Here is an 11,276-nt window from a genome sequence, read left to right on the forward strand (position 1 = left end):
AAGTACTACAATATAAGAGATTCAACCACTGAAAGTTTATAGAGTTACGAAAAAAGCCCAATTTCTCAATTTTAATGGTGAGAAATTGGGCTTTTTAGTTTTTTCTAAGAGGCTTCTCTTTAGCTTTATTTTTTTGAAGTTTCTCGAATGATAAGTTCAGGCTTTAGTATAAGACGCTGAAGTTCGCTACTTTCATTATTCATCCTATTGTACAAAAGGTTTGCAGCCTTAATCCCAATAGATCTTGGAAATGAAGAAACAGTTGTTAATGGAGGATGATAAAGTTCTGATTCAGGGATATTATCGAATCCGACGACGTCAATATCTTGTCCAGGTATGACACCATTCATTGCTAATCCTTTTATGACACCAAATGCAACTAAGTCATTAAAGCAAAAAACAGCTGTAGGTGGATGGTCATTCTCTAGAACTTTTAATATCGCCTCTAACCCGCCTTTCCGATTAGGCTCAATATCTATTATAAGGGATTCATCAACTTTCAAGCCTGCTATATCATGGGCTATATGAAACCCTCTTATTCTCTCCGTCCAAGTAGAAGATTGCTTGATTCCTCCTAAAAAGGCAATTCTTTTATGCCCCTTTTCTATCAGATGATTAACTGCCATAAGTGCTCCTGTTGTATAATCGATTCCTACATAATCAGAGTTGACATTAGCAAGTTCTCTGTTAGCAAGGACCTTTGGTATTTCAATTTTATTCAATTGACTAACCGTTTTTTCTGAACTTTTAGAGACTGGGTTAAGAATCAAGCCGTCTACTCTATGTTCTATCATGGTTGAAAGTAAATGGTCTTGCTTTGAAACGGAATCAAAGGTAGTCCCTAACAAAACTGTATATCCGAGCGCTTCTAATGTAGATTGTACACCTATTAAAAATTCCGAAATAAAACTATTAGAAATATCCGTTACAATCACTCCGACAATATCAGAACTCCTGGATCTCATATTCGCAGCAACTCTATCATAAACGTAACCCAATTCATTTATAGAATTTAAAACCTTTTTTCGTGTTGCTTCCGAAATACGAGGATTATTGCGAACAACTAGGGAAGCAGTTGAAGTAGAAACACCAGCATGTAATGCTACTTCTTGTAACGTGACTCGTTGTTTTTTTGATTGCTTCATACTTGTATCACCATCTTTAAAGTAGTTAAAAGTTCAGTTATTTTATATAATCACACACATGATAAGGTTATAGTAAGTCAAACCTGTTCTTAAAAGCCATCTTTTAAATAACAATCAAGAAGTTTTTAGGTTTTAATCATGATACTTATGTATATTAACTGATCTTACATTTTTTATAATTAAATTTATTATACCTTTAATTTGTAACACCTGCCTTGGGCACGTCCCTAATTTTACGAAAATAGGAATTTTCTCTTCATTCTAATTTCGTTTCATAATTGAGTGTAATCTATTTATTAGGGGGAGAGTCAAGTTATTTTCCTGAGGATACCTTTATATTAGAAAATGGCAAGCAAAAAGGGATCAGATATTTCACAATCTGATTCCTTAACTTTCGAGAATATAGTATCTGTCTTAGGGGCTAAAACACACAAGCATCAAAATAGTTCTATTTTGAACTCTTCATTTGCTTAAAGGGATGTAGCAACTTGCTCATCATTAATACAGTAATAAGAATCAGATTGTTATTTGGTGAAATATAGAGGTTTATATTCTGGTACATAAGGGTATTTATTGTATGTTGAAAAGAAGAGGTAATACAAGGTATCATTATTGCCCTCATTATACCCATAGCTGCGTATTTTTTGAATGAATGGAAAATTGTATATTATGTTTGTAGAGGGAGTTGTTGAATATATTTATTCTCATTTGTAGCTTATTACCCTGATGGTATTAGATTAGAAATCCGGAAATCCATAACAAAAAAGGAGATGAGTATAGGTCCGTTCGTTACATAAAGATGAAAAATTGCCCTCTATGTTCATGCCGAATCTAATAGAAGTATTTATCTATATATTGATGAAATGAAAAATATACACTCTATGCTTTACTGGCTGATTTAGGTAGATATAAAACATGCCTTACTAGGTTAGAAAAAGCCTTTCAAACCAAATTTGAAAAGCTTTTTTAATGAAATTTATATGTTTAATCCCATTTATGCTCCGTTTTCTTTTCTTTCTTCCTTCCTTCATTCCTTCATTCTTTCTAAAACTTTATCAGTATTATTAAGAACTTTTTGTCACACAATAATCATAAATATAAGAAGAACCATTCCTAAAACAACAAATCGAAAAGTTTCGGTGCGTACTGTTATAGGAACTTTTATAATCTGTAATACCATTCAATACATCTGTTTGTCTCATATGAAAGCTATCTCTAGTTCTAAAAGAAAAAAAGCAGTTTCTCTAAGCTATCATTGGAGAAAACATGAAAAATCGTTTTGTCCCCAGTTTGTCTGTAGTTCTTATTTTTGTATAATTGTATACCATGGAGTTGACGTAATGAAATGAAATTTAACAAGAAAAAAATTAACGTTGTAGATATTCAAAAAGCGAAGAAAAGCGTGTTTGCTACAGGAGTAGGAAACGCGATGGAATGGTTTGATTTTGGCTTATATTCTTATTTAGCTGTTATTATTAGTCAAAACTTTTTTAGTGCTGTTGAGAATGATGAGCTAAAATTAGTGTTCACATTTGCAACATTTGCGATTGCCTTTTTAATGCGTCCATTAGGCGGTATTATCTTCGGTAGAATTGGAGATAAATTAGGAAGAAAAGTCGTTTTAACAACTACAATTATTTTAATGGCTTTTTCAACATTACTCATTGGTTTATTACCTACATATGATCAAATTGGGATATGGGCCCCGATCCTCTTATTAATCGCTAGAATTATTCAAGGTTTTTCAACGGGCGGCGAATACGCTGGAGCAATGGTCTATATTGCCGAATCTTCGCCAGACAATAAACGTAATATGCTTGGAAGTGGATTGGAAATTGGTACGCTCACTGGTTATATATTAGCTTCACTACTTGCCAGTATACTCTTTATCATTCTATCTGATGAACAGATGACCTCATGGGGGTGGAGAATACCGTTTCTACTCGGCTTACCTTTAGGGCTCATTGGGTTGTATTTAAGAAAAAGTTTAGAGGAATCACCGATTTTTGAAAATGAACTTGCTAATGATGAAGTACAAGAGGAAAGTTTCTTCTCTATCTTAAAAAATCACAAAAAAGATATTTTGGTATGTTTTGTAGTTGTTGCCTTCTTTAATATTACAAACTATATGCTATTATCCTACATGCCTTCTTATTTAGATGAAATTATTGGATTATCGAGTACAGTAGGAACCGTATTAATTACTGTTATTATGATTATTATGGTGCCACTTACTTTAATGTTTGGAAAGCTCAGTGATAAAATTGGAAACAAGACAGTGTTCTTAATCGGTTTAGGCGGATTGACCTTATTATCTGCCCTCGCGTTTTATTTAATAAACTTGAATGCTTTAGTATTTGTTTCGCTAGGTATTCTCATTCTAGGTGTTCTGCTTTCAACTTATGAAGGCACTGTTCCTGGATCGTTACCAACGATGTTCTATACAGATATTCGATATCGAACATTATCTGTGACCTTTAATGTCTCGGTTTCCATATTTGGTGGAACTACTCCATTAGTTGCAACATGGCTCGTTCACCAAACAGGGAATAACTTAGCACCTGGTTTCTATCTAACAGCCGTGAGTATTATTGGTTTTTTAGTGATAGCATTTTTGTTCAAAAGTACTTCAGGAAAATCCCTAAAAGGTTCTTATCCAACCGTTGCTTCTAAGTCTGAGTATCAAGAAGCTGTTGAAAATCCAAAAGATTCGCTATGGTGGCAAGCAGAAAAAAGAGAAGAATAAATAGAATGAAAAAGCACCCACTCAATTGAACACCTATTCGAAATATGGACACTCAAACAAGAGCGTCTGTATTTCGTTTTTTTATGTTACTTAGTTAAATGAGCTGCTTTCTTACAAAAATTAAAAAGCTTGCCGGTTATGAAATCTTTTAATAATATTCTATTCTTCTTAAAGGAATCAATTTCATAAGCTAAGGTAAGCTCACTTCACAAAAGATGATTAACATCGTAAAGAGTATTGTTATAAAGCAATTTCTACTCATAGCATAGTGTTTTTTTTGTTGTCGATAAGATTTCTAATTTGGAGAGAACTACCTTTTTTCACTAAAAGGTAGTTTTTCGTATATTCGGTTCATTAAGAGTTTTAGTAATAAGAGTTATTGATCGTTACAAAGAGGCTGATTAGTTTAAGTTCGGTAATATTTATTTATTCTAGAGAGTTGTGACCTAGGTATTTATAAACGTTTTGTCGAAATAATTACCGGACATTAAAAAATAACTACAATACTAAGAAGAAAAATGGAGGTATCATATTGCAAACTATGTTTCGTTATAATTGGTTGATTAGAGAAAAGTGGTATCAATGGTGTGAAGATGTTCCCCTAGAAGAATTACTCCGACAACGCACAGGGGGAGTCGGGGGAATCCTACATACTCTCTTTCACATCGTTGATGTAGAATGGAGTTGGATTCGTGTACTTCAAGGTAAGACCGACTTCCAGGAAAGTTTTGAAGAGTATCAAAGCTTAGAAAAAGTTCGCCAGCTAGATCGAGCGTTTCAACCTGAGATAAGGGAATTTATAAGCTCTTGGAATATTGAAAAAGAAAATCGAATTCTTTATAATCCACAACCAGATGGAAGCATAGCTACTGATGCTTGGGGAGAAGTTATACGTCATATGATTGCACATGAAATCCATCACATTGGACAATTATCAATATGGGCTCGGGAAATAGGCAAAGAGCCTGTTTCCGCCAACCTTATTGGTAAAGGGCTTAATCATACATTGCCAAGTATTTAACTTTATAAGATCCATTTTTAAAGCCTATATCTCCCCATGTTCTTCGTGAATATAAGTATTATTTGATTTTAAAGATCCTTATAGTAGACATTTATGTTATAATAATTGATGTTTTAGGAGGTGATATAAGTTGGTGAATATGAGTATTTATCCACCAGCGTTTGCAGCGTCTCATGCAAAGCCTGTTATTGGAAAGGCGATACTTTGCATGGGGTGGACTTTAAACTAATCGCCCAATGACAATAAGCTTATCTCATTTCTGATAAATCGGCTTTGCACCTTATTTAAGTTCAATTTTTTACCAAAATAAGGAGCTGGCAGAAATGAAAAATGAAAAAGCTATTATGATAAACATGGAACCTTTTATAAGATGTGACCAATATAACTTTATTAAGGTACAAACAAAAAATCTCGTTCAAGCCCATTCAACGGTTAAAGATAAAGATGTTCTTAATGCGTTGAAATTCCATTCCCTTGATAAAGTATTAACCGTGTTTCCTGATATTTGCGAGAACCAGATGACTATCCTAGAGAAGCTGGTTGAAATAGAAGAAACAACTCAAGCAGAAAAATTTCTATCAAATCTAAAAGCTTATGTTATTCCGTTTAAACAAATAACGGAAAAAACAGTAAAAAAATTATTTCCTAAATCCAAAAAATTACAAGTTCCTCCCCTTAAAGATCTGGATTTAAAGGAGATTTCTTATTTGGGTTGGTACGATATTCGCTCAGAGAGAAAACATCTGATTGTTGATTACAATGAAAAGTTAATGGGAATACAAGGAACATTTAAGAGCAGTGTAGAGGGAATATGTGCTTTATGTAATGGATTTGAAGAAGTTGGATTGTTTATGTCAAAAGTGAAAAGTGGGAAAGAGACGTATACAACTAAAGGGAATTACATTTGCAAAGATAGCCAAAAATGTAATCACAATTTAATCACACTAGGTAAGTTAAATGACTTCATTGTACAGTTGAAAAAAAACTGAGGGACTTTCCCTCAGTTTTTTAATTTCTTTACTATTTAATTTTTATGATTTGTATATTATAGATGAAACTAGTTCACATAATGTCCATTAGAGAAAGTAAAAAAAGCATAAACCCGTTGAGTGACAAAGAGTTTATGCTTATCCATAAGCTATAATTTAGTAGATATTTTTGTATATAGTTCTTATAATTTATAAAGCTAAATGTAGTTTCTCAGGAAGCTATTACAATATTACTCCTGAGAAATCTCCGATCAGGACTTTCTTTTCATGTTGGTTTGTACATAAAAAGGAGGCAGGAATACATATTCTGTTATCCTGATTTTCAAATTACTCAATGGTTACGATGGAGTTGCTGTACATCGTTCAAGTAGAAAAATGAAATTAAGGGTAATAAAAGCTATAGTTAAGATTTGTTGGATAGTCTAAGGGATATTCCGTTTTTAAGTGTAGAAATGCTTATTTAATATGAGGATTAAAAATATTAATGCAATTTTTCGGGTAAGGTAGATCTGTTTCATTTAATGAATTTAAATTATAAAGTGTGAATTTATGTGGTAAGCCTTGAATCTAGTCGGTTACTTGGAAAGGAAGTGGTTTTGTTGGATTTAAATAAATATTTGTCAGGAAAAACTGCTCTTAATAATTACATTCAACATGTAAAGCAAAATGGTGCTTCTTTTCAAACTCATTATTGGGGAGTTATGCCAAAACATTATAATAATGATCTACATAAACATTCTTTTTTTGAAGTATGTTATGTAGCTGAAGGTGAAGGGACTTATATAGATAATAATTGTACTTATTCGCTTCAAAAACATACACTTTTTTTATCTAGGCCAGAAGTGTTACATCAAATAAAAAGTGAGAAGGGGTTATCTCTATTATATGTTGCATTTCAACTCATCGAATCAGAATCGAGTGAGAGTTGGATAAGAATCAGGGAGATAGCAAAACAATGCACTGATATTATTTTACATGATAAATCTGAAACCGAAACCGTATTATTATGGAAAGCGCTTCTGATCCAAGCGACCAAGCATGAAAATGTACTTTTTGAAGAGATGCTTTCGAATATTGCATATTCGCTTATTGTGTCAATACTCCAAGATTTTGTTGCTGATTTAAATAAGAGTGACCATAAAAATGTTCCTGAACAGTATTCTGTACTCCTTACTCAAGCGCAATTATATATTAACGATAACTTATCAAATCCTTTAAAACTTACAGAGGTTGCGAAACACCTCCATATATCTTCTAGGCATTTATCTCGTATTTTTGTATCTGAATTAGGAGTAAGTTTTTCAAAATATGTTCAAGACGAACGAATAAAAAAGGCAACTATATTATTGAAAAAAACAGATCTATCGTTAAAAGAAATTTCTGAAGAAACGGGGTTTATGAGTGTTCACTATTTCACCCGTGTTTTTACTTCTACGATGCAAACATCACCTGGGCGGTTTCGCTCTCTATTTGTAGACAGAAAGACAACTACATATGCTAGTAAATAATCTACACTTATTTCATGTACAAGAGTGCAAGAAAATTGTTTTTCCGTTTAGTTCTTAATGAAAGATGTCTCCAAAGTACAAAAAAGTGTCCCCAAAATGTAATTACTATTATTAAAATGTTCTATATAATGGACTATACAAAGGGGATACTTACTGTATCAAGGAAGGTGCTTCTTTTCACAAAGGCTAATCACATAGAAATGGAAGCGCATTCTTTATACTAATCGAATTTATGAAATGTCTTTAAAAGTAAAAAGCAAACCCCTCTTTACTATTATCTATCATTAGAACATACCAATGACGTTGTATATGGATATGCCTTTTCCATGCAACAAACAGAAAGGGGAAATTTATAATGCGTTTAGCCTATGACCCATCGCATTATCGCGATAATACAAATTTAAAAGATACGATTGATACAGTTGCAAGATTAGGATATGAGTATGTAGAGTTATCACCACGTAAAGATTTTATTTGGTTTTATGAGTATCCAAAAGTGGACAAACAGCTAATCAAAGATTTAAAACGCTATTGTACAGATGCAGGGGTCAAAATTTCTTCGGTCCTACCTGTTCAGCAGTGGTCTTCCCCAAAGGAGGAGGAGCGACAAGCTGCGGTGAGAAACTGGAAACGATGCATCGAAATTACATCTGAATTAGGTGTAGACTTAATGAATAGTGAATTCAGTGGGGATATAAGTCGCCCTGTGGAAAGTGAAGCTGCTTTTGTGAAATCAATGGAAGAACTTATGCCGATCTTTGAAAGAGAAGGAATTAAATTAAACCTTCAATCCCACCCAAATGATTTTATCGAATTAAATACCGAAGCGATTCGTATGATTCGTGCTTTGGACAAAGACTGGATTAAACTTGTGTATTCTGTTCCACACGCTTTCTTCTATGATGATGGCATTGGTGATGTTGCGCAACATCTAGAGGAAGCCGGTGATTTATTAGCACACGTTCTCATTGCAGATACCCTAAACCATAAAGCAGCTTTTGGGTTACGTTACATTGTTAATCCACCAGATGCAAAGGTCACGATTCACCAACATTTAAACCCTGGTGAAGGAGAAATCAACTTTGAGGCGCTTTATCAAAAACTAAGAGAAATGAAGTTTGATGGTATTGTCACAAACGCTGTTTTTGCTTATCCGGATCGTCCAGAGTGGTCGAATGACGTAACGTTAAAATCGATTAGAGAAGGATTAAACATCTAATACTGGTATATAAGTTTCAGTTCAATCTAAAAAATTACTAGAAAGTTGTTTCCTTTTTCTTTAAAAAATAGCTAACAATATTTAATCTCTTAAAAATCTGGGGCAGTTATTGAAACTGTCCCAGATTTTTAGATTGAGAAAGTTACTCTTTATTGTGAATAAAATATTATCTCTCCGTTTGCCTTTACTAACTAATTCATGTTCAACCAATCATTATTAAGAGAAAATTAGAACTAGAACTTTTAAAAATCAAGGGAGTTGGGATCAATGACTAAACGTGTTCGCTGGGGAATCTTAAGTACCGCACAAATTGCTCAAGATGAATTACTACCAGCTTTTAGGGATGCTACTAATGCGAAAGTAGTTACCATTGCTAGTTCTAATGATAAAGTAAAAGATATTGCTTCTAAGTTTGAAATCCTAAAAATTCACAAATCATATAATGAATTACTAGAAGATTCGGATATTGATGCAGTTTATATTCCATTACCTAATTCCCTTCATTCTCAATGAGTAAAAAGAGCTGCAGAAAAAGGAAAGCATGTATTGTGTGAGAAACCAGCGGCATTAAATGCAAGAGAAGCGGAAGAAATGATAGAAACATGTAAGAAAAATAATGTTATGTTTATGGAAGGCTTTATGTATCAATTTCACCCTCAACACCAAAGAGTAAAAGAAATTTTGACATCTGGGGAAATTGGTAAGGTGAAAATAATGAAGGTCAGTTTATCATTTTATCTTGAAAACCATGCTGAAAACATACGTATGCGACCAGATCTAGGTGGGGAAGTCTTTATGATGTTGGGGGTTATTGTATTCACTCCATTAGAAACATTTTAAATGCCGAGCCTAGTCGAGTTTTTGCATCACAACAAAAGGACGTTGAAGGTCAAGTAGATATGTCTGTAGTATGTTTCATGGAATTTTATAATGGAATGACAGCAGTATTTGATGCTGCAATGGATCGGGCACAAATAGATTCTTATGAAATCATTGGAACAAAAGGTAGTATTCGAGTGCCAAAAGCTTTTATACCTCAAATGTATAATGGTGAAGCCCAGATAATAGTTAATAAAACAGATGGAGCTTATAGCGAGGAAAAAGTGTTGGGTCACCAATATATCCTTGAAGTTGAATACTTTTCTCAATGTGTATTGAATGGAGAAATACCAAGATCTATGATGGAAGATACAATTGAAAATGTGAAAGTTATTGAAGCTTGTTTTAAATCTATTGAAAAAGAAACCTTTATAGACATTTAATTATGAACTTATACTTATGACAGAAGAAACTGAATTTATTTAAAACAATTCTAATCTTTCTTTATCTATGAAATTTTGCTTCTTGATATATAGTAAGAAATAACACATTTTATAAGCGGAAAAGGCCTTGATTAAATAAATCTAAGGTCTTTTTTATCGCTCATTAAAATTTTTAAAAATCTAGAATGATGTAGACGATATATTTCTTCAATTCTTCATAGAAGCATACAATTAGAGTATCTAAAACAGTTAAGACTATAAAAAAGGAGATAAACCGAAAGATGAGGAAAATACCAAGGTATAATGGTCAAACCTAGATAGAATCCAATAGGTAAAACATCATTTTCCTCTTCCTTTTTCTCCTTATCAATGTGTCTTTCCATTTAAGAAATGTACGAATGACCCTTAAATAGATAAATTTTGTCCACTCTTTGTTTAAAGCTACTTTAATATTTTTCGGTTTAAAATATTTTCTAACAAGGACCAAGCTTCATAACAGTTTGGTCCTGTGATGAAAGGTTCAAACCCATAGTTTAAGTACATATTGATAGCTTGATAACTCGTAGTTTGCGATGTAAGATAGGCTTTTGAATGATGATGAGCCAAAATATTCATAGCTGCACTAAGTAAAGGTTTTGAAAGTTTCGCCCCTTGATATTCAGGAGCGACACCTACCCAATGTATTCTACCCCATATTTCCCCATTACCATTTAAGTCGCCATACCAAGCTGTTGTTGTTCCAAGCACTTCTCCATTTTTATTTTCAATGAAAACACACCGCATGGACATCTCATCAATATATGGTCCAAATTCTTTATTGAAGTGTTCTAGTGCAGCTTTCTCGTTTTTAAATTCATCTACACTTGTTTCAATCTTAGCCCAATTATCCTCGTCACCTTTTTCAAATAACCTAATTTGAAATCCAGTTGGAAGCGAATATTGAGGAATATCCAATAACTTCTTTCTCACCATTTTAAGTGGAATTCTTTTCATTAAAATCATCTCCTTATAGGGGTTAATTGGAAGCTATGTAAAAGTCACCACGTACTTTTTAAGTATAGTTTAAGTTAAGCCTGTTTGTTTTTATTTTGTGAGAGTAATTTCTCAAAAATCTTTGCAACAGAACCATTTAAGTTGCTCTACAAATGTAATTGTAAGTTTTAATTAAATCGCCAGAAATGAACTAAATAGATTAAGAATCAGAGCCATTTCTAATTATGATATGTTAAATGAACAATGAAAAACTTATCGATTAAAAAAATCCAGCTTTCTATGTAAGGGACTGACCCCATGAAGTGAGACAAATAAAAAACACCTTTTCGTTAAAGATCGGATACAAATGACCGAACTATAACGTGGAGGTGTTTTTTCTATGGGACCAAGAGT

General features: G+C 33.0%; 7 protein-coding genes and 2 pseudogenes. 7 read left to right on the forward strand and 2 right to left on the reverse strand.

The features are described from left to right. Positions 1–125: 125 nt before the first annotated feature. Complete coding sequence (locus tag MOC86_RS23175) at positions 126–1,145, reverse strand: LacI family DNA-binding transcriptional regulator (RefSeq protein ID WP_124048830.1); 1,020 nt, start codon at positions 1,143–1,145, stop codon at positions 126–128. Between the two features lie 1,345 nt (positions 1,146–2,490). Here MOC86_RS23175 and MOC86_RS23180 point away from each other — a divergent pair. The 7 genes and pseudogenes from MOC86_RS23180 (at position 2,491) to MOC86_RS23210 (ending at position 9,890) form a co-directional block, all read left to right on the forward strand. Beyond that, positions 2,491–3,891 (forward strand): MFS transporter, encoded by a 1,401-nt coding sequence (locus MOC86_RS23180; RefSeq protein WP_268586301.1) that lies wholly within the window; start codon positions 2,491–2,493, stop codon positions 3,889–3,891. Positions 3,892–4,423: 532 nt separating this feature from the next. Beyond that, a complete protein-coding gene (locus MOC86_RS23185; protein ID WP_268586302.1) occupies positions 4,424–4,912 on the forward strand; it encodes a DinB family protein in 489 nt (162 codons plus the stop codon). A gap of 323 nt (positions 4,913–5,235) precedes the next feature. Continuing rightward, positions 5,236–5,901: a FusB/FusC family EF-G-binding protein gene (locus MOC86_RS23190; protein WP_268586303.1), complete on the forward strand. Its 666-nt coding sequence runs from the start codon at positions 5,236–5,238 to the stop codon at positions 5,899–5,901. 599 nt (positions 5,902–6,500) lie between these two features. Continuing rightward, entirely contained in the window at positions 6,501–7,409 is a 909-nt protein-coding gene (locus MOC86_RS23195) for an AraC family transcriptional regulator (protein WP_268586304.1), read from the forward strand. A gap of 355 nt (positions 7,410–7,764) precedes the next feature. Next, on the forward strand, positions 7,765–8,628 hold the full coding sequence (locus MOC86_RS23200; RefSeq protein ID WP_268586305.1) for a sugar phosphate isomerase/epimerase family protein: 864 nt from the start codon (positions 7,765–7,767) through the stop codon (positions 8,626–8,628). 267 nt (positions 8,629–8,895) lie between these two features. Then, positions 8,896–9,207 (forward strand): annotated as a pseudogene (locus MOC86_RS27540) (Gfo/Idh/MocA family protein); the annotation flags it as partial. A 135-nt stretch (positions 9,208–9,342) separates the two neighbouring features. Beyond that, positions 9,343–9,890 (forward strand): annotated as a pseudogene (locus tag MOC86_RS23210) (Gfo/Idh/MocA family oxidoreductase). 441 nt (positions 9,891–10,331) lie between these two features. Here the strand turns inward: MOC86_RS23210 and MOC86_RS23215 are convergent. Further along, positions 10,332–10,883: a GNAT family N-acetyltransferase gene (locus MOC86_RS23215; protein WP_268586306.1), complete on the reverse strand. Its 552-nt coding sequence runs from the start codon at positions 10,881–10,883 to the stop codon at positions 10,332–10,334. Positions 10,884–11,276: the final 393 nt, after the last annotated feature.

The sequence above is a fragment of the Priestia endophytica genome (genome assembly GCF_026790145.1).
GTDB lineage: Bacteria > Bacillota > Bacilli > Bacillales > Bacillaceae_H > Bacillus_I > Bacillus_I endophytica_A.

What these genes read in the sequence shown, in the direction of transcription:
- MOC86_RS23175 (WP_124048830.1), bottom strand. Translation starts at nt 1,145, where the DNA reads ATGAAGCAATCAAAAAAACAACGAGTCACGTTACAAGAAGTAGCATTA.
- MOC86_RS23180 (WP_268586301.1), top strand. Translation starts at nt 2,491, where the DNA reads ATGAAATTTAACAAGAAAAAAATTAACGTTGTAGATATTCAAAAAGCG.
- MOC86_RS23190 (WP_268586303.1), top strand. Translation starts at nt 5,236, where the DNA reads ATGAAAAATGAAAAAGCTATTATGATAAACATGGAACCTTTTATAAGA.
- MOC86_RS23200 (WP_268586305.1), top strand. Translation starts at nt 7,765, where the DNA reads ATGCGTTTAGCCTATGACCCATCGCATTATCGCGATAATACAAATTTA.
- MOC86_RS23215 (WP_268586306.1), bottom strand. Translation starts at nt 10,883, where the DNA reads ATGAAAAGAATTCCACTTAAAATGGTGAGAAAGAAGTTATTGGATATT.